Consider the following 21,712-nt stretch of genomic DNA (forward strand, 5'->3'; position numbering starts at 1 on the left):
CGAACAGGGCCTGGGTCTCGAAGAACTCCCCGTCGTCCAGGACGTGTTCGATCACCGTGTGCATGTCGTACGGCTGGTTGGCACTGTCCGGCACGAGCGTGTCGAGTTCGCGGTCCTCGTCGCTCAGCGCGAGGTCCGCCTGCTCGGGGAACGCCGGGGGCTCGCTGAGGTTGTTCGAGGGCAGGTACGACAGCAGCTGCTTGACGTACTCGATGGCGTCCTTCTCGTCACCCGCCATGTGATGGGCCACGCCCGAGGTGGCGTTGTGCGTGCGGGCACCGCCCAGTTCCTCGAAGCCGACGTCCTCACCGGTGACCGTCTTGATGACGTCCGGGCCGGTGATGAACATGTGCGAGGTCTGGTCGACCATCACCGTGAAGTCGGTGATCGCCGGCGAGTACACCGCGCCGCCCGCGCACGGGCCCACCACGAGACTGATCTGGGGGATGACACCGGAGGCGTGGGTGTTGCGGCGGAAGATCTCCCCGTACATGCCCAGGGCCATGACGCCCTCCTGGATACGGGCACCCCCGGAGTCGTTGATCCCGATCACCGGACAGCCCGTCTTCAGCGCGAAGTCCATCGCCTTCATGATCTTCTGGCCGAAGACCTCGCCGAGGGATCCGCCCAGAACGGTGAAGTCCTGCGAGAACACGGCCACCGGGCGGCCGTCGACCGTGCCGTAACCGGTGACGACGCCGTCGCCGTAGGGGCGGTTGTTCTCCATGCCGAAGTCGGTGGAGCGGTGCCGGGCGAACTCGTCGAACTCCATGAAGGAGTCGTCGTCGAGGAGCAGTTCGATCCGCTCACGGGCCGTCAGCTTGCCCTTGGCGTGCTGCTTCTCCACCGCGCGCTCGGAGCCGGCGTGCGTCGCCTCATGGATACGGCGCTGCAGATCCGCGAGCTTCCCCGCGGTCGTGTGAATGTCGGTGCTTGCTGGCGCTTCCGGCTCGGACATCGGGATGCGGCTCCCTGCCTGCTCATGGGGACGTGAGGGATCGGTCGTACGTACTGCGCGGCGTGCTCAGACGTGGGTGGGGTTACTCATCCGTAGCGTAGTGGTGTGCCTACCGTTCGGCAGTGCGGCGTTTACCACACCTAGGGTGGGTTGCATGACGCCGCGAGATGCCTCAGACGACGGTAACCACGAGTCCGACGGACGCTGGTCCGACCTGGACCGGCCGCCCCTCAACTCCGCCTCCCTGCGCCGGGCCCTGGTCCGGGCGGGAGGGCTGTGGAGCTCCCTGGACGTGGTGCCCGTCATCGGTTCCACCAACACCGATCTCGCTGGGCGGGCGGACGGGCTTCCGGAGGGCGCGGTACTCGTCGCCGAGGAGCAGAACGCGGGCCGGGGCCGCCTCGACCGCCTCTGGACCGCGCCACCGCGCTCCGGCCTCTTCTTCTCCGTCCTCCTCAAGCCGACCGAGGTGCCCGTCCGGCACTGGGGCTGGCTGCCGCTCCTCACCGGCGTCGCCGTCGCGACCGGGCTGTCCCGGGCCGCCGGCATCGACACGGCACTCAAGTGGCCCAACGACCTGCTGGTGACCGTGCGGGGCGAGGAGCGCAAGGCCGGCGGCATCCTCGCCGAGCGCGCGGGCGCGGAGGGTGTCGTCATCGGGATCGGCATCAACGTCAGCCTGCGCGAGGACGAGTTGCCGGTGCCCGCGGCCGGGTCGCTGGCGCTCGCCGGCGCCGTGACCACGGATCGTGACCCCCTGCTGCGGGCCGTGCTGCGGTCGCTGGAGGAGTGGTACCGGCGGTGGCGGGCCGCCGGGGGCGATCCGTCCGAGAGCGGCCTCCAGGAGACCTACGCCGCGGGCTGCGCGACGCTCGGGCGCACCGTGCGCGCCGAGCTGCCCGGGGACCGGTCGGTGGTGGGGGAGGCCGTGGCCGTGGACGGCGACGGGCGGCTGGTTCTCGCCACGGAGGACGGGGTGCAGGAGCCGGTGGGGGCGGGGGACATCGTGCATCTGCGGGCTGTGTGACGGGGGCTGATGGATGGGTGGATGGGTGCGGGTGGGGTGGTGTGACGGAGGTCTGCCGGGCGGTGTGCGTGCACGTGCGGGCTGTGTGACCGGTGCGTGCTGTGGGGCCGGTGTGAGTGGTGTGCCAGGTGATGTGTGGGTGGGGTGGGGGCTGGGGACTCGGGGGTGGTCCGGGTGGGTGGGTCTGGCTCACCGGCGCTTGCCGGGCGCCGTCTGCGCTCACCCGTGCCGCCCCGGCGGCACGACTGCGCGCAGCTCGGGGGGCGGCTGCATGCCGCCCGCGGTCGGGGCGGCCGAGTGGCTGTGCGCGGCTGCCGGGACGGCGGCGTCAAGGGCTGTGACGGTGGGGGGTAGCCACCATCGGCCCCACCTGACGGAGTGAGCTGGCGCACACCTGCCGTAGAGTTGAGGCCGGTCGAGTACGTGACCGCGGGAGATCGGAAGGGCAGCAGGAGTGAGCGTCGAGGACACGGGCTCCGGCACGGACGCGGATGGCCGCGTGGAGCCGCCCCCTCTCTCGGCTTCGCTCGAGCGGGGCGAGCCCCACGGCGTGGACGCCGACGAGGAGGACCCGCTGGCGCTGCGGCTCGAAGGGTTGATCCTCGGGGCCGAGCGCCGGTACACCCCTTTTCAGGCGGCGCGCAGCGCCGGGGTTTCCATGGAGCTGGCGTCCCGCTTCTGGCGGGCCATGGGCTTCGCGGACATCGGTCAGGCCAAGGCGCTGACCGAGGCCGACGTACTCGCGCTGCGGCGACTCGCCGGTCTCGTGGAGGCGGGGCTGCTGAGTGAGGCCATGGCGGTGCAGGTGGCCCGTTCGACCGGGCAGACCACGGCCCGGCTGGCCGAATGGCAGATCGACTCCTTCCTGGAGGGGCTGACCGAGCCGCCGGAGCCGGGGATGACCCGGACCGAGGTGACGTATCCGCTGATCGAGCTGTTGCTGCCGGAGCTGGAGGAGTTCCTCGTCTACGTCTGGCGGCGTCAGCTGGCCGCGGCCACCGGCCGGGTCGTCCAGGCCGCGGACGACGAGGAGATGGTCGACCGGCGCCTCGCGGTCTGCTTCGCGGACCTCGTCGGATTCACACGGCTGACCCGTCGGATGGAGGAGGAGGAACTCGGCGAGCTGGTCGAGGCCTTCGAGACCACGGCGGCGGACCTGGTGGCGGCGAACGGGGGGCGGCTCATCAAGACCCTCGGGGACGAGGTGCTGTACGCCACGGACGACGCAGGTGTCGCCGCCGAGATCGCGCTGCGCCTCATCGAGACCATGGCCAATGACGAGACCATGCCGGAGCTGCGCGTCGGCATGGCTTTCGGCACGGTGACGACGCGAATGGGCGACGTCTTCGGTTCCACGGTGAACCTCGCGAGCCGGCTGACCTCGATAGCGCCGAAGGACGCGGTCCTCGTCGACGGGGCCTTCGCCGAGGAACTGATCCGTACGGGCGAGGCGCCCGCCTCCGAGGCCGAGGCCGCCGAAGCCGCGGCCGCGGCGGAGAAGGAGGGCGAGGAACCTCCGACCTACCGCTTCGCCCTCCAGCCGATGTGGCAACGACCGGTGCGCGGGCTGGGAGTGGTCCAGCCGTGGCTGCTCACGCGGAGGCCCGGGAAGACGTGAGGGTGAGGGGCCGCCGGGTGGGCGGCTCCTTTTCGTTGTGTGGCTGTGGCTGTGGCTGTGGCTGTGGCTGTGGCTGTGGCGGCCGATTTCCGTTACCTGCTCAGGGCGTCGTCGACGCACAGGCCGACGATCGGGACGCAGAGGCCCGGCTTCGCGGGCTTCGTGGGCGTGGTGGCCGTGTCGCCGGGCGCCGTCGGTGTGGTCGGGGAGTCGGGTGTGGTCGGCTGCTGTGGGGCCGCCGCCGCGGGCTGCGTGGGTGCGGGAGCGGTGGGGCGGGGGGCCTCCGGGGCGCGGGGCGCCGTGGGCGTGTCCGGGGCCGGCGGGGTCCTGGGGACGTCGCGGGCGCCGGGGGCGGAGGGGATGTCGACGCCGATGGACGGGGCAGGCTGATAGGCGGACGGGGTCGGCGTGGGGGCGGGCGCTCCCGATGACGGGGGCTGCTGTCCGGGCTCGGGGTTTCCGCCGCCCATCGGGGTGTCGGCGGTCGGGGTACCCGCGTCGGTCGAGGGCTCGCCGCCCACGGTGGCCCCGGCCTCGGTCGTCCCGTCCGTGACGTCGTCCGCCGCACTCGGTGCCGGGCCCACGGCACCGGCGCCGCCGACCGGGTCCGACGTCAGCCGTACGAGGCTCAGCGCCCCCGCCGCCAGCGCCATCCCGCCCACCGCGAACAGCAGCTTCCGGGGGCGAGGCCGCCGGTGCCGGCCTCGCGGGCGGGGGGCGGGGTGATCGGGGGTGTGACCGGCCTGGTTCGGGGGTCCCGTGGAGGTCCCGGCCAGGGTCGGGGCGAAGGGCGTCGTGCGGTCGGCCGGCGCTGCGGACGGCTGCCAGCGCGGTGGGGCCGTCTGCGCTGCCGCGGGGGGCACTGCTCGCGTCGGTGGCTGCGGTGGCTGCGGTGGCTGTGGCGCCCGTGGTGTGGTCTGCGTCGGCCGGGTAGCCGTGGTCGTCGTCATGGTTCGTCCCTCCCCTGCGCGCCCCCGTCCCTCGGTGCGCCTATGGCGGAGCGCAGGTTATGCGCCGGGATGGGGGGTGTGGGCGGAGAAGGCCCGGCTGTCACCCGTACGGGGAAAAGGTCGCCAGAGTTTGTCAATGGGCCGCTTCCCTGGGGCTCTCGTTGGGGTGGCCGCAGGGCTCACGGGTGACACCACCGCCGAGTGCCTGCCGGGCCCGACGTGTCCGCCGGTCGGGCAGGGTTTCGTCCACCGAGGGTGGCTGGGATGATCGAGGTGACGTTTGTTAACTGTCGTTAACCGGGAGGGTGTCATGGGTGCGGGTGCGGGTGCGGGTGCGGGTGCGGCTGCGGGGCAGGCGGGGGAGCGGCGGTTCGGGGAGTTCGTCGTGGTGCGGCGGCACGGCTATGTCGCCGAACTCGCGCTGGACCGGCCCAAGGCCATGAACGCCGTGTCGACCGACATGGCCCGCTCGGTCGCGGCGGCGTGCGACGCGCTCGCCGCCGACCGGGACGTCCGCGTCGTCGTGGTGACGTCGACGCATGAGCGGGCGTTCTGCGTGGGCGCGGATCTGAAGGAGCGGAACTCCTTCAGCGATGCCGACCTGGTGCGGCAGCGGCCCGTCGCCCGGGGCGCGTACACCGGCGTGCTGGAGCTGCCGATGCCCACGATCGCCGCCGTGCACGGCTTCGCGCTGGGCGGTGGCTTCGAACTCGCCCTGTCCTGCGATCTGATCGTGGCCGACCGTACGGCGGTGGTGGGGCTGCCCGAGGTGTCGGTGGGGGTGATCCCGGGCGGCGGGGGCACGCAGTTGCTGCCGCGTCGGGTGGGGGCCGCGCGGGCCGCCGAGCTGATCTTCACCGCGCGGCGGCTGGAGGCCGAGGAGGCGCGGGAGCTGGGGCTCGTGGACCAGTTGGTGGAGGCGGGGCAGGACCGGGCGGAGGCCTTGGCACTGGCCGAGCGGATCGCCGCGAACTCACCCGTCGGGCTGCGCGCGGCCAAGCGCGCGCTGCGGCTGGGGCACGGCCTCGATCTGCGGGCCGGTCTGGAGGTCGAGGACGCGGCCTGGCGTTCGGTCGCGTTCTCCGGCGACCGGGCCGAGGGCGTGGCCGCCTTCAACGAGAAGCGCAAGCCGGCCTGGCCGGGGGAGTGAGCGAGCGCCTGCCGGGCGCGCCGGGGGTGCAATGGCGGGGCATCTGTGTGGCGGCGGAAGCGGAGGAGCGTGCCGGGGCGGGCCGGGAGTGCGGTGCGGGAGTGCGGTGCGGTCGGGAAGGTCCGACTGCCGTGGAAGTGGGTGTTCGGCCCGGCGCGGCTCGGATGTCATCGGTCGGCGGATGAGGTGCGCTTCGTGCCGGGGGGCGTGAGCGGCGCTCGCCGGCCGTGCGGAGGCGGTGGAACCGGGGCGTGCGGAGGCGGTGGCACGGGGCCGTGCGCCCCGGCGGGGTGCGGGGAGGGCCCCGCACCCCGCCGTTCCGGCTTCGGCGCTCGTGGTCCGTACCCCTGTTCGCCCCACTAACGTCCCGAATCAGGGCAAAGCTACCTAGCCTGGGGTGATGGGAGAGGACAGGCGGCTGAGGGCCGTGGTGGCGTTGGCGCGGGGGATGGCGGGGGCGCGCACGCCGCGTGAGACGTGGTGGGCGGCCGCGGACGGATCGTGCCGGGCGTTGTCGGGGAGCTTCGCCGCGCTGTCCGTGTGGGAGCGGGAGCGTGGGCTGCTGCGGGTGCTGGTGAACGTGGGGAACCGGGCGGCGGACGAGGAGGAGTTTCCGGAGGACGAGACATATCCCGTGCACCAGTTCCCGGAGATCGCGGAGTTCCTGCACGAGCGGTGGCTGGAGGGCGGTGAGCCCAACGCCTGGGTGGAGACGGCCGCGGGGCCGGTCGGCGGGCGGCGGCCCGGCGGCTACTGCCACCAGCGGGTCGCCGCGCTGCGCCGGCGTGGACGCGGCTGCTGCGTGGTGGCGCCCGTCGTGCTGAACGGCCGGGCGTGGGGCGAACTGTATGTGGCCAGGCCCGCCGGGGAGCCCGTCTTCCATGGTGACGACGCCGCGTTCGCCACCGTGCTCGCCTCGGTCGTGGCGGCCGGGCTCGCCCAGTCCGAGCGGCTGGAGGAGGCCCGGCGGCTCGCCTTCACCGACCCCCTGACCGGGCTGGGCAACCGGCGCGCGGTCGACCTCCGGCTCGACGAGGCGATGGAGGCGCACCGGCGTGACGGCACGGTGATCAGCCTCGTCGTCTGCGACCTCAACGGGCTGAAGAAGGTCAACGACTCCTACGGGCACGCGATGGGCGATCAGCTGCTGGAGCGATTCGGCTCCGTGTTGTCGCGGTGCGCGGCCGAACTGCACGGTGTGCTGGTGGCGCGGCTGGGCGGGGACGAGTTCTGTCTGCTCACGGTGGGGCCGTCGTCGGACGACGTGGTGCGGGTCGCCGGCGACCTGTGCGTGCGGGCGCGGGAGCTGGAGCCGGGGGACGGCGTCGCCTGCGGGGTCGCGTCCACCGGGGACGCGATCGGGCCCCTGCGCTCGGCCCGGCGGCTCTTCCGGCTGGCCGACGCGGCGCAGTACCGGGCCAAGGCCGCGGGCTCCGTCGAACCGGTCGTCGCGGGACGTGAGGGGGAGGGCGCCGAGGATCCGGTGGTGAGTCTCGCCGACCGGCCGCCCCCGCCGGTCGACCCCGCGCACCCGGGGGACCGGCGCCGCATTCGAGGGCGCCGGTCCTAGGGCGGGCCGCGCGTCGGGTCGAGTCGGCGCGCGGACCTGGGCTGCCCACGGCCAAGGGGGGGAGTGGGCCGTGGGCCGGTCCGAGGTCGGAGGGGCGGGCAAGGACGGTGCGAGGGTCGGACGTGGTCCGGTGAGGGGTGCGGCCCGCTTCGTCCGATGCCTCGACCCTACTCGCGCATCAGGACCGCCAAGGCTCTGACCTGGGGATTCTGATCAATCTCTGAGCGATCCCGGATAAATCTCCGATCGTTCTCGGAGCGGATTCCGATCTACGCGGATTGCGGAAAGCGGTGGGTAAGGAGCCCCTCCGGCGTTCGGTCGTGACATTCGGCGATTCAGTCCCTACGATCCTGAATATGGATATGCACTCTGTGGACACGGTGGTCCTCGGGACGTCCGGGGTCACCGCGGCGGACGTCCTCGCCGTGGCGCGCGCCGGCGCCCGGGTCGAACTCTCCGACGAGGCGGTGGCGGCCCTCGCCGCCGCGCGCGAGATCGTGGACGCGCTGGCGGCCAAGCCGGAGCCCGTCTACGGCGTCTCCACCGGCTTCGGCGCCCTCGCGACCCGGCACATCAGCCAGGAGCTGCGCGCCCGGCTCCAGCGCAACATCGTCCGCTCCCACGCGGCCGGAATGGGGCCGCGCGTGGAGCGCGAGGTCGTCCGCGCACTGATGTTCCTGCGGCTGAAGACCGTCTGCTCCGGCCGGACCGGCGTACGGCCCGAGATCGCGCAGACCATGGCCGACGTGCTCAACGCCGGCATCACCCCCGTCGTCCACGAGTACGGCTCCCTCGGCTGCTCCGGCGACCTGGCGCCGCTCTCCCACTGCGCGCTCACCCTGATGGGCGAGGGCGACGCCGAGGGCCCGGACGGCGTCGTACGGCCGGCCGGCGAGCTGCTCGCCGAACACGGCATCGCGCCCGTCGAGCTGCGCGAGAAGGAGGGGCTGGCCCTCCTCAACGGCACCGACGGCATGCTCGGCATGCTGGTCATGGCGCTCGCCGACCTGGAGCTGCTGTACACGTCGGCCGACATCACCGCCGCGATCTCGCTGGAGGCGCTGCTCGGCACGGACCGGGTCCTCGCACCCGAGTTGCACGCCATTCGCCCCCACCCGGGACAGGCCGCCTCCGCGGCCAACATGCTCGCCGTGCTGAAGGGGTCGGGGCTCACCGGGCACCACCAGGACGACGCGCCCCGGGTCCAGGACGCCTACTCCGTGCGGTGCGCCCCGCAGGTGGCCGGGGCCGGACGGGACACCGTCGCGTACGCCCGGCTCGTCGCGGAGCGGGAGTTGGCGGCGGCGGTCGACAACCCCGTGGTCCTGCCTGGGGGCACCTCCCGCTCGAGCGAAGCCGAGAGTGGGGGAGGCAGGGTGGAGTCCAACGGGAACTTCCACGGCGCGCCGGTCGCGTATGTCCTCGACTTCCTCGCCATCGCGGTGGCGGACCTCGCGTCGATCGCCGAGCGGCGGACCGATCGGCTGCTCGACAAGAACCGGTCGCACGGGCTGCCGCCGTTCCTCGCGGACGACGCCGGGGTCGACTCCGGGCTGATGATCGCGCAGTACACGCAGGCGGCGCTGGTCAGCGAGCTGAAGCGGCTGGCCGTGCCGGCGTCGGCCGACTCGATCCCGTCCTCCGCGATGCAGGAGGACCATGTGTCGATGGGGTGGGCGGCGGCGCGGAAGCTGCGGACCGCCGTGGACGGCCTGGCGCGGGTGCTGGCGGTCGAGTTGTACGCGGGGACGCGGGGCGTGGAGCTGCGGGAGGGGCTGGTGGCCGCGCCGGCGACGCGGGCCGTGGTGGAGGCGTTGCGCGGGGCCGGGGTCGAGGGGCCCGGGCCGGATCGGTTCCTCGCGCCCGATCTGGCGTTGGCCGAGGGGTTCGTGCGGGACGGGCGGTTGGTGGAGGCCGCGGAGTCCGTCACCGGGGTGCTCGCCTGAGTTTCCCGCCCCGGTGTGTTCTTCGGGTGCGGGTTCGTGGGGGTTCTCGCGCAGTTCCCCGCGCCCCTGAAACGCAGGGGCTGCGCCCCCCCTGCGTTTTCATGTGCATTTCATGACGAGCCAACCCGACCGGGACGGCAGAGGGTTACACGCCGCCCACCGGGCCGAAATCCTCGCGTTCGCGGCGGATCGCGTACGCGAGGAAACCCGCGCCGACGCCCAGCATGGCGGTGCCGCCGATGACGTAGGGGGTCGTGTTCGGGCTGCCGGTGTCGGCGAGTTCGCGGGTTTCGCCGCTGCTCGCGTCCGCGTCCTCGTCACCGGCGGCCGATGTGTCGGTCGTCGTGGTCGTCCGGTCGCGTATGGCCGCCTCGTCCTGGGTCGCGTTGGCGGACGGCACGAACCAGAGGGCACCCAGGAGGGTGCCCGCGGCGGTGGCGGTCAGCAGCGATCGGCGGGCGGTGGACGACGCGCGACGTGCGACGGACACGGAATATCGATCCCCTTGTGGCGCTGGCGAATTGGCCGTAGGGAGCGATGCTAATGAAAGGCGCGGGTCGTGGGAAAGTCGCGTGACCTGTGAGCCGTACGCTCCGGAGCATGAGTACTACGGAGACATCACAGTTTGTCCGCCTTCGCGTGGAGTTGGTGGTCGAAGTCGAGAACGTCGAGGCCATCACCGGGGCCGCATTGCGACGGATCGCGGAGGACTCCGATATGCCCGCCGATGAGCGGGTACACGCCGAGAGCGCGGTGACGGAGGACACTGCGGAGGCCCTCGCCTATCTGGTCGACCCGTTCGACCTGGTCGGAGACGTGCCGGGGGTCGAACTCGCCCAGGCCTCCTGGAGCAGCGAAGGTATCGACTACGACCCCGATTCGCCGGAATGGGGTCTCGACGAGGATGATGATCGGGAGGACGAGGAGGAAGACGGACTCGGCTGAGCGGCTTGGGAGATTGATAACCCCGGGCGGCAACCGCCACCCGGGGTTCTTTCGTCTCATGAGTCGCACCAGTCACTAGCGCACCGCCGCCGGGTCGCCGTCGATCCGTTGCGGGTGGAGTGGCGTATCCCACATATCCGCTCCGGCGGAACGGCTCAGTGCCGTAGTGGTGTTTAAGTGCTTACGGGGATCTTCGGGGTTTTGGGGATTCGGCAACGATGGAGAAGCGTGTGATGACGAACAGTAAGCGGCGCAGGGGCCTCACGGTCGCGTCCGCACTGCTCGGCGGGGTGCTGGTGCTCTCTGCGTGCAGCGGGGGTGACAGCGACAACGGGTCCGGGAACGACAGTGGGGACTCCTCGCAGGCTCAGGCCGACAAGGCGGCGGCCGAGAAGACCTCCGAGGCGGACATCAAGATCACGCCGAAGGACGGCTCGGACAACGCCTCCATCAACAACTCGGCCAAGGTCACCGTGAGCAAGGGAACCCTCACGGACGTGAAGATGACCACCTCCGAGGGCGCCGCCGTCGAGGGTGAGATATCCGCCGACAAGAAGAGCTGGGCCCCGAGCGCACAGCTGGAGCGGTCCACCAGCTACAAGATCACGGCCGCTGCCCAGGACTCCGAGGGGCGCGAGGCCCACGAGAACTCCTCGTTCACCACGGTCTCCCCGGCCAACAGCTTCATCGGCAACTTCACGCCGGAGGACGGCTCCACGGTCGGCGTCGGCATGCCGGTCTCGATCAACTTCGACAAGGCGATCACCAACAAGGCCGAGGTCCAGAAGGGGATCACCGTCTCCAGCAGCTCCGGCCAGGAGGTCGTGGGGCACTGGTTCAACGCCAACCGCCTCGACTTCCGCCCCGAGGACTACTGGCAGGAGAACTCCACCGTCACCCTGAAGCTCGCGCTCGACGGAGTCGAGGGCGCCGAGGGCGTCTACGGTGTGCAGCAGAAGACGGTCACCTTCAAGATCGGCCGCAACCAGGTCTCCGTGGTCGACGCCAAGACCAAGACGATGAAGGTCATGCAGGACGGAAAGGTCGTCAAGACCATCCCGATCTCCGCCGGTTCGCCCGAGAACAAGACGTACAAGGGCGTCATGGTGATGTCGGAGAAGTTCAAGGAGACGCGCATGAACGGCGCGACCGTGGGCTTCACCGACGACGACGGCAAGGGCGAGTACGACATCAAGGACGTGCCGCACGCCATCCGCCTCACCACGTCCGGGACGTTCATCCACGGCAACTACTGGGGCGCCGACTCCGTCTTCGGCAACGTGAACACCAGCCACGGCTGCGTCGGTCTGAACGACACCAAGGGTGCCAACGACAAGGGCACGGCCGGCTACTGGTTCTACAACAACTCGATCGTCGGTGACGTCGTGGACATCCGGAACACCGGTGACAAGACGGTCGCCCCGGACAACGGCCTCAACGGCTGGAACCTGAACTGGGCCGACTGGAAGGCGGGCTCGGCGGTCTGATCCGCCGGGGCCGTACGACTTCGATCGCCGGCCCTACGACGTCGATGCCGTCCCCGGGGGTGCTCCACCCCTGGGGACGGCATCGCTGTCCGCGGGGTCGCCCACAGGGTTCTCATCAGGCTCTTATCGCGGGCTTATCCCTTCATCACGCGGCGTACCTAGCTTGCCGTCATGTTCTTCACCTACCTGAGGCGCGAACTGCGCCGCCGCAGAAAGGCGGCGCTCGTCGTCGCCTCCGGCCTCGCCCTGGGCATCGCGCTGGTGATCGTCGTCAGTTCCGTGTCCTCGGGCATGGAGAAGGCCCAGGGCACAGTGCTCCAATCCCTGTACGGCCTGGGCACGGACATGACCGTCACCAAGGCCGCCGCCGCGCCCGGCGAGAACGGCGGCGAACGCCCCCGGTTCGAGTTCGACGCCCAGGACGACGACTCCGACGAGCAGCAGAGCAGCGATCTCGTCCGGGTCCAGGGCTTCCAGACGCTGGCGAGCTCGACCGTCACCGAGGTCGGTGAGCAGGAGGGCGTCGCGCAGGCCGTCGGTGGGCTCAGCCTCCAGGTCATCAAGGTGGACGGGCAGTTCCGGCAGGGGCAGTTCCAGCAGGACGAGGGGGCGGGGGGCCAGCAGCAGGGCGGACCCGGCGCCGGTCAGAACGGCGGCACCGGGCAGCCCCAGGGGCGGGTCGAGGGCGGCGGCGCCGAGTTCGACGTCGACAACTACTCCGTCTACGGGACGGACGTCACCGAGCCCGCGCTGGGCCCGCTGACCTCCTCGAAGATCACCAGCGGTCGTACGTTCAAGACGTCCGAGACGAACGCCAAGGTGGTCGTCGCGGACAAGTCGTACGCCAAGGAGAAGGAGCTGAAGGTCGGGGGCAGCGTCACGATCAACAGCGTCGAGTACGAGGTCATCGGGATCGCGACGCCCGACAGCGGGGACGCGGCGGCCAACCTCTACATGCCGCTGAAGCAGGCGCAGACGCTCAGCGACTCCCAGGACAAGGTCACCACGATCTACGTCAGGGCGAGCGACTCGCAGCAGATCGACAGCGTCAAGGCGGCCATCCAGAAGAACATCTCCGGGACGACCGTCACCACCTCCGCCGATCTCGCCGACACGGTCTCCGGATCGCTGTCCACCGCGTCCGATCTCGCCTCCGACGTCGGCAGGTGGCTGTCGATCGCGGTGCTCGTGGCCGCGTTCCTGGTGGCCGGACTGCTCACCTCGTCGGCCGTGTCCCGGCGGGTGCGGGAGTTCGGCACGCTCAAGGCGCTGGGGTGGAAGTCGGGGCGGGTGACCCGGCAGGTCGTCGGTGAGGCCGTCGTCAACGGGCTCGTGGGCGGTGTGCTCGGGATCGCGCTGGGGCTCGGTGGGGCCTACGTGGTGACGGCGATCAGTCCGACGTTGCAGGCGGAGGTCGCGGCGACCGGTGGTGGGTTCGGCGGCGGACCCGGCGGGGGTGGACCCGGTGGCGGAGGCCAGGCCGCTTCGAAGGCGCTGGAAGTGGCGCTCACGGCACCCGTCAGCGTCACGACGATCGGTACGGCGGTGGGGCTCGCCGTCGCGGGTGGGCTGACCGCGGGGGCGTTCGGAGGTTGGCGCGCCTCCCGGTTGCGGCCGGCGGACGCGTTGCGGCGCGTGGAGTAGGCGCGCCCGGCGGCACGGCCGCCCGCGGCTGGATCAGCTACCAACCCTCTTACGTCTTCCGGGAGTTGCACATGTACGTACTCAGTGGCGTCACCAAGCGGTACGCGCGCGGCAAGGACACCGTGACCGCGCTCGACGGGGTCGACCTCACCATCGCCGACGGGGATCGGCTGGTCATCCAGGGGCCCACCGGCGGCGGAAAGTCCACCCTGCTCCAGATGCTCGGGGGGTTGGACAAGCCGTCCGACGGGAGCGTCGAGCTCGACGGGACCGATCTGGCGAAGCTGTCGGAGGCGAAGCTCACGAAGGTGCGGAGCGAGAACATCGGGTTCGTGTTCCAGAGCTTCAATCTGATCCCGACGTTGACCGCGCAGGAGAACGTCGAGACGGCTCTGGTGCCGCTCGGGGTGAAGACCAAGGAGCGGCGGGACCGAGCCGCCGAGGCGCTCGAGTCGGTGGGGCTGGGCGAGCGGCTGGGGCATCTGCCGGCCGAACTGTCGGGTGGTCAGCAGCAGCGCGTCGCGATCGCCCGCGCGCTGGTGAAGCGGCCGAAGGTGCTGCTCGCGGACGAGCCCACCGGCAACCTCGACGAGTCCACGCGCGACGAGATCATGGACGTCCTGGAGACGCTGTGGAAGGAGCACGGGCTCACCTTCGTCATGGTCACCCATGATTCCGTCCTGGCGAAGAAGGCCCCCAGGGTCGCGACGATCCGCAAGGGGCGGATCACGGTGCAGGAGAACGCCAGGGCGTGAGCCGAGGGATCTCCCGGACGCCTCGGGTGTCCCGGGCGCCTTGGGCGCTCCCCGGGCGCGGGGCGCGTGGGCGCGAGATCCGGGGCGCGTGCGGATCGTGCGTGGCCCGGAGTTCGCCGCTTTGCGCCCAGCCGCGAGGCATGTGGCACGAGTTGACCCCCGGTCATACTGCGTAGACCGGGGGGAATTGACGCGTATGTGTGCGGACGGTCCCCTGCCTGGATTACCCGGATCAACCGGTCCATCGGATCAACCGGACCAGCGGGCTCAAGGGGGAGACTTGCGCAGACATGCGAAGCGCGCGCGTACGGCCGCGACCGCCATGGCGTCGGCCGTGCTGGTGACGGCGGGAACGACCCTGGGGACGACGGCGGGCCTGACCAGCCCGGCGTTCGCGATATCCGAGAGCGCCACCGGATCGAACCTGGCCGGCCCCGATGCCCGAGGCGCGGGAGCCGGGGCGAGCCACCGCATCACCCTCGTCACCGGTGACCGTGTGCTCGTCGACGCCGAGGGCCGGGTGCGGGGTCTGGAGCGGGCCAAGGGCCGTGAGGGTGTGCCGGTGCAGGTGCGCACGGCCGACGGCCACACCTATGTGCTGCCGGCCGACGCCGCCCGGCTCATCGCCACCGGACGGGTCGACAAGCGGCTGTTCGACGTCACCGTGCTGAACCGTGCGGCGACCCGCACCTCCCAGAAGCAGGGCCTCAAACTGATCGTCGGCTACTCGGGAACCGCCGCCGGCGCCCGTGCCGACGTACGGGACGCCGGCGACACCAAGGTCCGGCGCACCCTGAAGACCCTGAACGCCGACGCGGTGCTCACCCCGAGGGACGATGCCGCCGAGCTGTGGAAGGCGGTCACCGACGCCGACGGCACCACCGCCACCGGGATCGCGAACCTCTGGCTGGACGGCGTCCGCAAGGTCAGCCTCGACACGTCGGTCTCCCGGATCGGCGCCCCCAAGGCCTGGAAAGCGGGCTTCGACGGCAAAGGCGTCACCATCGCCGTCCTGGACACGGGCGTCGACGCCACCCACCCCGACCTCAAGGGCCAGGTGACGGCCGCCAAGAACTTCTCCACCTCGCCCGACACCACCGACGCATACGGTCACGGCACACACGTCGCCTCCATCACGGCGGGCACGGGGGCGAAGTCCAAGGGCCGGTACAAGGGCGTCGCGCCCGGCGCCGAGCTGCTCAACGTCAAGGTGCTGAGCGACGAGGGCTACGGCGACGACTCCGGCATCATCGCGGGCATGGAGTGGGCCGCCGAGCAGGGCGCCGACGTGGTCAACCTCAGTCTGGGCGGCGGCGACACCCCCGAGGTCGACCCGATGGAGGCGCAGATCAACAAGCTCTCCGCCGAGAAGGGCATCCTCTTCGCGGTCGCCGCCGGCAACGAGGGCGACGGGGAGCGGACGGTCGGCTCGCCGGGCAGCGCGGCCGCCGCCCTCACCGTCGGCGCCGTCGACGACAAGGACAGGCTCGCCCCGTTCTCCAGCCGGGGCCCCGGGATGGACGGCCGGATCAAGCCCGACGTGACCGCGCCCGGTGTCGCCGTCACCGCCGCCGCGGCGCCGGGCAGCGTCATCGACGAGGAGGTCGGCCAGAAGCCCGAGGGATACCTGACCATCTCCGGCACGTCGATGGCCACCCCGCACGTCGCGGGCGCCGCCGCCCTCCTCAAGCAACAGCACCCGGACTGGACGTACGCCGAACTGAAGGCCGCCCTCGTCGCGTCCGCCAAGGGCGGCCCGTACACGCCGTTCGAGCAGGGCTCGGGCCGGATCCGCGTCGACCGGGCGATCAAGCAGCGGGTGGTCGCCGACCCGGTGCTCGACTTCGGCGTCCAGAAGTGGCCGCACACCGACGACAAGCCGGTGACCAGGAAGCTCACCTACGAGAACCTCGGCACCAAGTCCGTCACGCTCGGCCTGACGATCACCGGCACCGCCCCGAACGGCAAGCCCGCCCCGGCCGGCTTCTTCAGGCTCGGCGCGAAGAAGGTCACCGTCCCGGCGCGCGGCAGGGCCACCGTGAAGGTCACCGTCGACACCAGGCTCGGCGGCGGGCTCGACGGGGCCTACTCGGCGTACGTGGTCGCCGAGGGCGGCGGCCAGGGCGTCCGCACGGCGGCGGCCGTGCACCGCGAGGAGGAGTCGTACGACGTCACGCTGAGGATGATCGACCGGGACGGCGGGCCCGCCGTGCACCACATGCTCGACCTCACCGGGGTCTCCGGGCTCGCCGAGGGCACGTGGTTCACCCCGTACGACAAGGACGGCACCGTCGAACTGCGGGTGCCGGAGGGGACGTACATCTTCAACGCCGGGATCGTCGTGGACCCGAAGGACCACGCCAAGGGAGCGGCCTGGCTGTCCCGGCCGACGCTCACCGTCGACCGGAAGACCTCCCTCACCCTGGACGCCCGCGAGACGAGACCCGTGGACATCACCGTCCCCGACACCGCCGCCGAACCGGCCTTCGCGGCACCGGAGTTCACCCTGCGAGCCGGCGGCGGCGGGTACACCTTCGGATGGCTGCTCGACACGTACGAGGGGTTCAGCACCGCGCACCTCGGTCCGCAGATCACCGGCGGCCGGCTCAGCCAGAACTGGGTGGGCCAGTGGACCGCGGGCGACACCGAGCAGTGGGCCGTCGCCACCGGCGGCGAGGTCGCGAAGCTCGCCACCGGCTTCACCAAGCGCTGGAAGAAGGGCGAGCTGTCCACCGTACGGACCGGCCTCGGCTCCTCCGCGGCGGGGAAGACGGGCGCCGTCATCCCCTGGGCCTGGCTCCCCGGCAGCCCGGGCTCACCCGCCGTCGGTGTCCCGCAGCCGCTGCCCGGTACCCGCACGCTGCACCTGTCCGCCGTGCGCGGAGTGAAGTGGAGCCTCGACTTCGAGCAGTACGGTGCCGAGGACGAACAGGGCTTCCCGCTCCTGGACGCGTACTACACGACCGGCGACAGCCACACCTTCAAGGCGGGCCGGACGTACGCACGGACCTTCAACGTCGGTGTCATCGGCCCCAAGATCACCGGGTCCCTCGGCATCCGCCGCGACGGGAACCATGTGTACGGCCTGCTGCCGATGTTCGCCGACGGGCGCGGACACGCCGGTGCCTCCTTCTACGAGAAGGTCACGACGGTCCTCCACCGCAACGGCGAGAAGCTCGCGTCGAGCGAGGACGCGCTGGACGGGTCCGGGCAGTTCAAGGTACCGGCGGGCCTCGCCACCTACCGTCTGACGACGTCCATCTCCCGGTCCACCGACCTGGCCAGGGCCTCCTCCCGGATCGACGCGAGCTGGACCTTCACATCGCGGAAGACCGCGGGCGACACGAGACTCCCGGTCTCCACCGTCCGCTTCGGCGCCCCGTTCCTCGGCCTCGACAGCACCGCCCCGGCCGGCACCGAAGGCACCGTCCGCGTCACCGTGCAGGGTGCGGCCAGGGGCGAGAACCTCAAGTCGCTGGCCGTGTACGTGTCCGGTGACGGCAAGAAGTGGACGAAGGCAGCCCTGAAGAACAGCGGGTTCACCCAGAAGGCTCCGGCGGCGGGCAAGAGCGTCTCGCTGCGAGCCGTGGTCACCGACAGGAAGGGGAACAAGTCGGCGGTGACGATCCACGACGCGTACTTCGGCAGGTGAGCGGCGCGTCGAGGGCTGTCACCGGCAGGGCGGGCGACCCCGTGGCCGGGCGGCTACGGCGTCGCCCGCGCCGAGCGGCTACGGCGTCGCCGTCGACGCGCGGGTCGCGTCCGTGCCCCAGCTCGCCAGGAGACGCAGGGCGTCGGCGGAGGGGGAGCCCGGTTCGGCGTGGTAGGTGATCAGGTTCTGCTCGTGGTCGTCGGGCAGGTGGAACGTCTCGAAGGAGAGGGTGAGTTCACCGACCAGAGGGTGGTGCATGCGCTTCACCCCGTGGCTCTTCTCCTTCACGTCGTGCGTCGCCCACAGCCGCCGGAACTCCTCGCTCTTCACCGACAGCTCGCCCACCAACGCCGACAGCAGCGGATCGTCCGGATGACAGCCCGCGTCCATCCGCAGATAGCTGACGATGTCGGCCGCCTTCTGGTCCCAGTCGACGTACAGGTCCCGGTAGTCGGGCCGCAGGAACACCATCCGCGCCCAGTTCCGTTCCTGAGCCGGCAGCGCCGACCAGTCCCCGAACACCGCCGCCGCCATCCGGTTCCACACCAGGATGTCCGAGCGCCGGCCCGTGACGTACGCCGGAACGCCGTCCAGGGTGTCGATCAGCTGCCGCAGGGCGCCCCGCACCTGCTGCGGCCGGGCCGACCGCTTCTTCTTGTGCGCCTTCGGCTTCGCGAGATGCGTGAGATGGGCGTGCTCCGCGTCGTTCAGCCGGAGGGCACGCGCGATGGAGTCGAGCACCTCCGCCGACACATTGCGCCCGTTGCCCTGCTCCAGCCGCGTGTAGTACGCCACCGACACCCCGGCGAGCTGCGCCAGCTCCTCCCGGCGCAGCCCGGGAACCCGGCGGTGCCGTCCGAAGGTCGGCAGGCCCACGTCCTCCGGCTGCAGCCGGGCCCGCCGGGTGCGCAGGAACTCGCTGAGCTCGGCACGCCGGTCCAGCGCCCCGGCGGCCTGACCGGCCAGGCCGGCCTGGGGCTCCTGTGCGGCTTCGGGCTGTTCGTCCATACGGCAAGTATTCACGGTCGTACGACCGAGCAGGCCGGTGAGCCTGACCCCACCAGTGGTAGGACCGGCGGACGTACGCAAAGCCGTGGCCTGGGTGATGTACGGGATCTCGGGCAGGCTGGTTCTCGCAGCCGGCCGGAAGGCAGGCCGGCTGCGAGACGATGATCAGGAGAATTCCGGCATGACCACGACTGTTGCCGCCTACGCGGCACCCGCCGCCAAGGCTCCGCTGGAGCGCACCACGATCGAGCGTCGCGAGGTCGGTGAGTTCGACGTTCTGATCGACATCAAGTACGCGGGTATCTGCCACTCGGACATCCACCAGGCCCGCGAGGGCTGGGGCGAGGCGATCTTCCCGATGGTCCCCGGCCACGAGATCGCCGGTGTCGTCGAGGCCGTCGGCTCCGGCGTCACCAAGTTCGCCGTCGGCGACAAGGTCGGCGTCGGCTGCCTGGTCGACTCCTGCCGCGAGTGCGAGAACTGCCGCGCGGGCCTGGAGCAGTACTGCCTCAACGGCAACGTCGGCACGTACAACGCCATCGGCAAGGACGGCGAGCCCACCTACGGCGGCTACGCGGAGAAGATCGTCGTCGACGAGGCCTTCACCGTACGCATCCCCGACGGCATCGCGCTCGACGAGGCCGCGCCCCTGCTGTGCGCCGGCATCACCACGTACTCCCCGCTCAAGCACTGGAACGCCGGCCCCGGCAAGAAGGTCGCCGTCGTCGGTCTCGGCGGGCTCGGGCACATGGGGGTCAAGCTCGCGCACGCGCTCGGCGCCGAGGTGACCGTGCTCTCGCAGTCGCTCCGCAAGCGGGAGGACGGCCTGAAGCTGGGCGCCGACCACTACTACGCGACCAGCGACGAGGCGACGTTCAAGGAGCTGGCGGGCACCTTCGACCTGATCCTGTCGACGGTCTCGGCCCCCCTGAACCTGGACGCCTACCTCTCCCTGCTGAAGACCGACGGCGCCTTCGTGAACGTCGGCGCCCCCGAGGAGCCCGTCGCCCTCAACCTCTTCTCCGTCATCGCCGGCCGCAAGACCCTCGCGGGCTCCGGCATCGGCGGCATCCCGGAGACCCAGGAGATGCTGGACTTCTGCGCCGAGCACGGCCTCGGCGCCGAGATCGAGCTGATCCGCGCGGACCAGATCAACGAGGCGTACGAGCGCGTGCTGGCCAGCGACGTGCGCTACCGGTTCGTGATCGACACCTCGACGATCTGAGCGGCGACACGTCGGCGCCCCTCTGCCGGTGACGCCCTTCCGCCGGTGACCACGGCGCCCGGATGCGGGCGCCGTGGGACGGCCGGAGGATGGAGGGAACGGAGGAGACACAGGCGGCCGCGACGCGATCACCCTCAGGGGGGCTTACGAGGTGTGAGCGACATGCCCCTGCAGAAGACCCGTCCGGGCACGGTCCACCGGCTGCGCCCGGACATCAGCGTTCTCGCCGACAGCCTGGAGGTGCCGGGGATCGGGTACATCCCGGTGAACGCGTTCGTCCTGCTGTCCGCCCAGCCGGTCGTGGTCGACACCGGCCTGGGCCTGCCCGACCGGAACTTCGTCGAGACGCTCGGTTCGGTGCTGGATCCGGAGGACGTGCGCTGGATCTGGCTCACGCACCCCGACCGCGACCACACGGGCGGCCTCTTCGACCTGCTCGCGGCGGCGCCCGACGCACGGGTCGTGACGACCTTCGTCGGCGCGGGGATCCTCTCCTGCGAACGCCCGCTGCCCCTGGACCGCTGCTATCTCCTGAATCCCGGCGAGACGATGGACATCGGCGACCGCACCCTCACCGGCTTCCGCCCGCCGCTGTTCGACAACCCCGCCACCGTCGGCTTCTTCGACGACCTCTCCGGTGTCTGCTTCAGCTCGGACTGCTTCGGCGCGCCGCTTCCCACGGCCGACCTCGCCCAGGCTGTCGACGTCCGGGACGTCGCCGTCGACGATCTGCGCAACGCCCAACTGCTCTGGGCCACGGTGGACAGCCCCTGGGTGAGGACGGTCGACATGGACAAGTACCTCGCGACCTTCCAGCCCCTGAAGGACCGCAAGCCCGACCTCGTCCTGTCCACCCACCTGCCCCCGGCCGCGGGCATCACCGGTTCCCTCCTCGACACCCTCACCACGGCCCCCGACGCCCCGCCCTTCACGGGCCCGGACCAGGCGGGACTGGAACGGATGCTGGCGGAGTTCGAGCCGAAGGGCGGCGGACACGGCCCCTGAGGGCCGTGCGCGCTTCTCTCCGCCGTGCCACGACACTGGGCGGCGCGGAATCGCTCGGAGCCCTCGCGCGTTGAGGACGGTGGGCATCGGATTGGCGGCGGGGTGCGAGACGAGTACGCCGAGTCACCGAGCTGACATGCATGGGAGGGTCGCGATGACCGCGCAGACGCAGAGGGCCGTGCTGGCGGGCGGATGTTTCTGGGGAATGCAGGACTTGATCCGTCGGCTCCCGGGAGTGACGGCGACCCGGGTCGGATACACCGGAGGCGACGTGCCGAACGCCACGTACCGCAACCACGGCACGCACGCGGAGGCCATCGAGATCCTGTTCGACCCCGAGCGGACCGACTTCCGCGCGATCCTGGAGTTCTTCTTCCAGATCCACGACCCGAGCACCAAGAACCGCCAGGGCAACGACATCGGCCTCAGCTACCGCTCGGCGATCTACTACGTGGACGACGAGCAGAAGCGGATCGCCGAGGACACGATCGCGGATGTGGACGCCTCCGGCCTGTGGCCCGGAAAGGTCGTCACCGAGGTGGAGCCGGTCGGCCCCTTCTGGGAGGCCGAGCCCGAGCATCAGGACTACCTGCAGCGGTACCCGGACGGCTACACCTGCCACTTCCCCCGCCCGGGATGGCGGCTGCCCGCCCGCACGGAGGGCTGACCGCGAGACGGCCCTGCGGCCGGCGGCCCGACGGCCCGGCGGAAGGCGGGGCTCCGCAGCCGGGCTGTGAACGAGCGGGCGGTATCCGGAACGTTCTCCGGGTAC

At 71.3% G+C, this 21,712-nt stretch carries 17 protein-coding genes; 13 read left to right on the forward strand and 4 right to left on the reverse strand.

Going from position 1 to position 21,712, the window contains the following annotated elements; all coding sequences use genetic code 11:
- On the reverse strand, positions 1–958 hold a 958-nt coding region (locus RM704_RS02495), incomplete at its 3' end, for an acyl-CoA carboxylase subunit beta (RefSeq protein WP_311589058.1).
- Between the two features lie 154 nt (positions 959–1,112).
- Here RM704_RS02495 and RM704_RS02500 point away from each other — a divergent pair.
- Positions 1,113–1,985 (forward strand): biotin--[acetyl-CoA-carboxylase] ligase, encoded by an 873-nt coding sequence (locus RM704_RS02500; RefSeq protein ID WP_033527982.1) that lies wholly within the window; start codon positions 1,113–1,115, stop codon positions 1,983–1,985.
- A gap of 454 nt (positions 1,986–2,439) precedes the next feature.
- Positions 2,440–3,603 (forward strand): adenylate/guanylate cyclase domain-containing protein, encoded by a 1,164-nt coding sequence (locus RM704_RS02505; RefSeq protein WP_033527983.1) that lies wholly within the window; start codon positions 2,440–2,442, stop codon positions 3,601–3,603.
- A gap of 92 nt (positions 3,604–3,695) precedes the next feature.
- On the opposite strand, the gene RM704_RS02510 is transcribed toward RM704_RS02505, so the two are convergent.
- On the reverse strand, positions 3,696–4,256 hold the full coding sequence (locus tag RM704_RS02510) for a hypothetical protein (protein ID WP_052146106.1): 561 nt from the start codon (positions 4,254–4,256) through the stop codon (positions 3,696–3,698).
- Positions 4,257–4,863: 607 nt separating this feature from the next.
- Here RM704_RS02510 and RM704_RS02515 point away from each other — a divergent pair.
- From RM704_RS02515 to hutH, 3 genes are all read left to right on the forward strand, one after another.
- Complete coding sequence (locus RM704_RS02515) at positions 4,864–5,703, forward strand: enoyl-CoA hydratase/isomerase family protein (protein WP_052146107.1); 840 nt, start codon at positions 4,864–4,866, stop codon at positions 5,701–5,703.
- A 400-nt stretch (positions 5,704–6,103) separates the two neighbouring features.
- The gene (locus RM704_RS02520) at positions 6,104–7,273 is read left to right on the forward strand and encodes a GGDEF domain-containing protein (RefSeq protein ID WP_033527984.1); all 1,170 of its coding nucleotides are present in this window, start codon (positions 6,104–6,106) and stop codon (positions 7,271–7,273) included.
- A 356-nt stretch (positions 7,274–7,629) separates the two neighbouring features.
- On the forward strand, positions 7,630–9,219 hold the full coding sequence (gene hutH / locus RM704_RS02525; RefSeq protein ID WP_311589067.1) for a histidine ammonia-lyase: 1,590 nt from the start codon (positions 7,630–7,632) through the stop codon (positions 9,217–9,219).
- 145 nt (positions 9,220–9,364) lie between these two features.
- Here hutH and RM704_RS02530 read toward each other — a convergent pair whose 3' ends face one another.
- Positions 9,365–9,709 carry a hypothetical protein gene (locus tag RM704_RS02530; RefSeq protein ID WP_033527986.1) on the reverse strand — a complete coding sequence of 115 codons (345 nt, stop codon included), beginning with the start codon at positions 9,707–9,709 and terminating at the stop codon, positions 9,365–9,367.
- Positions 9,710–9,819: 110 nt separating this feature from the next.
- Here RM704_RS02530 and RM704_RS02535 point away from each other — a divergent pair, with 110 nt between their 5' ends.
- From RM704_RS02535 to RM704_RS02555, 5 genes are all read left to right on the forward strand, one after another.
- On the forward strand, positions 9,820–10,164 hold the full coding sequence (locus RM704_RS02535) for a hypothetical protein (RefSeq protein ID WP_033528027.1): 345 nt from the start codon (positions 9,820–9,822) through the stop codon (positions 10,162–10,164).
- Between the two features lie 218 nt (positions 10,165–10,382).
- Entirely contained in the window at positions 10,383–11,651 is a 1,269-nt protein-coding gene (locus tag RM704_RS02540) for a L,D-transpeptidase (RefSeq protein ID WP_033527987.1), read from the forward strand.
- Positions 11,652–11,822: 171 nt separating this feature from the next.
- A complete protein-coding gene (locus RM704_RS02545; RefSeq protein ID WP_033527988.1) occupies positions 11,823–13,295 on the forward strand; it encodes an ABC transporter permease in 1,473 nt (490 codons plus the stop codon).
- A 71-nt stretch (positions 13,296–13,366) separates the two neighbouring features.
- The gene (locus tag RM704_RS02550; RefSeq protein ID WP_033527989.1) at positions 13,367–14,050 is read left to right on the forward strand and encodes an ABC transporter ATP-binding protein; all 684 of its coding nucleotides are present in this window, start codon (positions 13,367–13,369) and stop codon (positions 14,048–14,050) included.
- A 322-nt stretch (positions 14,051–14,372) separates the two neighbouring features.
- Positions 14,373–17,702, forward strand: a complete 3,330-nt coding sequence (locus RM704_RS02555; protein ID WP_192829685.1) for a S8 family peptidase — start codon at positions 14,373–14,375, stop codon at positions 17,700–17,702.
- Between the two features lie 78 nt (positions 17,703–17,780).
- Here the strand turns inward: RM704_RS02555 and RM704_RS02560 are convergent, their stop codons facing one another.
- Positions 17,781–18,710 carry a helix-turn-helix domain-containing protein gene (locus RM704_RS02560; protein WP_033527991.1) on the reverse strand — a complete coding sequence of 310 codons (930 nt, stop codon included), beginning with the start codon at positions 18,708–18,710 and terminating at the stop codon, positions 17,781–17,783.
- 181 nt (positions 18,711–18,891) lie between these two features.
- Between RM704_RS02560 and RM704_RS02565 the strand changes: the two genes are divergently transcribed.
- From RM704_RS02565 to msrA, 3 genes are all read left to right on the forward strand, one after another.
- Positions 18,892–19,935, forward strand: a complete 1,044-nt coding sequence (locus tag RM704_RS02565) for an NAD(P)-dependent alcohol dehydrogenase (RefSeq protein ID WP_033527992.1) — start codon at positions 18,892–18,894, stop codon at positions 19,933–19,935.
- 162 nt (positions 19,936–20,097) lie between these two features.
- Positions 20,098–20,940 carry an MBL fold metallo-hydrolase gene (locus RM704_RS02570; RefSeq protein WP_033527993.1) on the forward strand — a complete coding sequence of 281 codons (843 nt, stop codon included), beginning with the start codon at positions 20,098–20,100 and terminating at the stop codon, positions 20,938–20,940.
- A 154-nt stretch (positions 20,941–21,094) separates the two neighbouring features.
- Entirely contained in the window at positions 21,095–21,607 is a 513-nt protein-coding gene (msrA, locus tag RM704_RS02575; protein ID WP_033527994.1) for a peptide-methionine (S)-S-oxide reductase MsrA, read from the forward strand.
- Positions 21,608–21,712: the final 105 nt, after the last annotated feature.

The sequence above is a fragment of the Streptomyces gottesmaniae genome (assembly GCF_031845845.1).
In the GTDB taxonomy this organism is placed as follows: domain Bacteria; phylum Actinomycetota; class Actinomycetes; order Streptomycetales; family Streptomycetaceae; genus Streptomyces; species Streptomyces akebiae.

What these genes read in the sequence shown, in the direction of transcription:
- RM704_RS02500 (WP_033527982.1), top strand. Translation starts at nt 1,113, where the DNA reads ATGACGCCGCGAGATGCCTCAGACGACGGTAACCACGAGTCCGACGGA.
- RM704_RS02510 (WP_052146106.1), bottom strand. Translation starts at nt 4,256, where the DNA reads ATGGCGCTGGCGGCGGGGGCGCTGAGCCTCGTACGGCTGACGTCGGAC.
- RM704_RS02515 (WP_052146107.1), top strand. Translation starts at nt 4,864, where the DNA reads ATGGGTGCGGGTGCGGGTGCGGGTGCGGGTGCGGCTGCGGGGCAGGCG.
- RM704_RS02520 (WP_033527984.1), top strand. Translation starts at nt 6,104, where the DNA reads ATGGGAGAGGACAGGCGGCTGAGGGCCGTGGTGGCGTTGGCGCGGGGG.
- hutH (WP_311589067.1), top strand. Translation starts at nt 7,630, where the DNA reads ATGGATATGCACTCTGTGGACACGGTGGTCCTCGGGACGTCCGGGGTC.
- RM704_RS02535 (WP_033528027.1), top strand. Translation starts at nt 9,820, where the DNA reads ATGAGTACTACGGAGACATCACAGTTTGTCCGCCTTCGCGTGGAGTTG.
- RM704_RS02540 (WP_033527987.1), top strand. Translation starts at nt 10,383, where the DNA reads ATGGAGAAGCGTGTGATGACGAACAGTAAGCGGCGCAGGGGCCTCACG.
- RM704_RS02545 (WP_033527988.1), top strand. Translation starts at nt 11,823, where the DNA reads ATGTTCTTCACCTACCTGAGGCGCGAACTGCGCCGCCGCAGAAAGGCG.
- RM704_RS02550 (WP_033527989.1), top strand. Translation starts at nt 13,367, where the DNA reads ATGTACGTACTCAGTGGCGTCACCAAGCGGTACGCGCGCGGCAAGGAC.
- RM704_RS02555 (WP_192829685.1), top strand. Translation starts at nt 14,373, where the DNA reads ATGGCGTCGGCCGTGCTGGTGACGGCGGGAACGACCCTGGGGACGACG.
- RM704_RS02560 (WP_033527991.1), bottom strand. Translation starts at nt 18,710, where the DNA reads ATGGACGAACAGCCCGAAGCCGCACAGGAGCCCCAGGCCGGCCTGGCC.
- RM704_RS02565 (WP_033527992.1), top strand. Translation starts at nt 18,892, where the DNA reads ATGACCACGACTGTTGCCGCCTACGCGGCACCCGCCGCCAAGGCTCCG.
- RM704_RS02570 (WP_033527993.1), top strand. Translation starts at nt 20,098, where the DNA reads ATGCCCCTGCAGAAGACCCGTCCGGGCACGGTCCACCGGCTGCGCCCG.
- msrA (WP_033527994.1), top strand. Translation starts at nt 21,095, where the DNA reads ATGACCGCGCAGACGCAGAGGGCCGTGCTGGCGGGCGGATGTTTCTGG.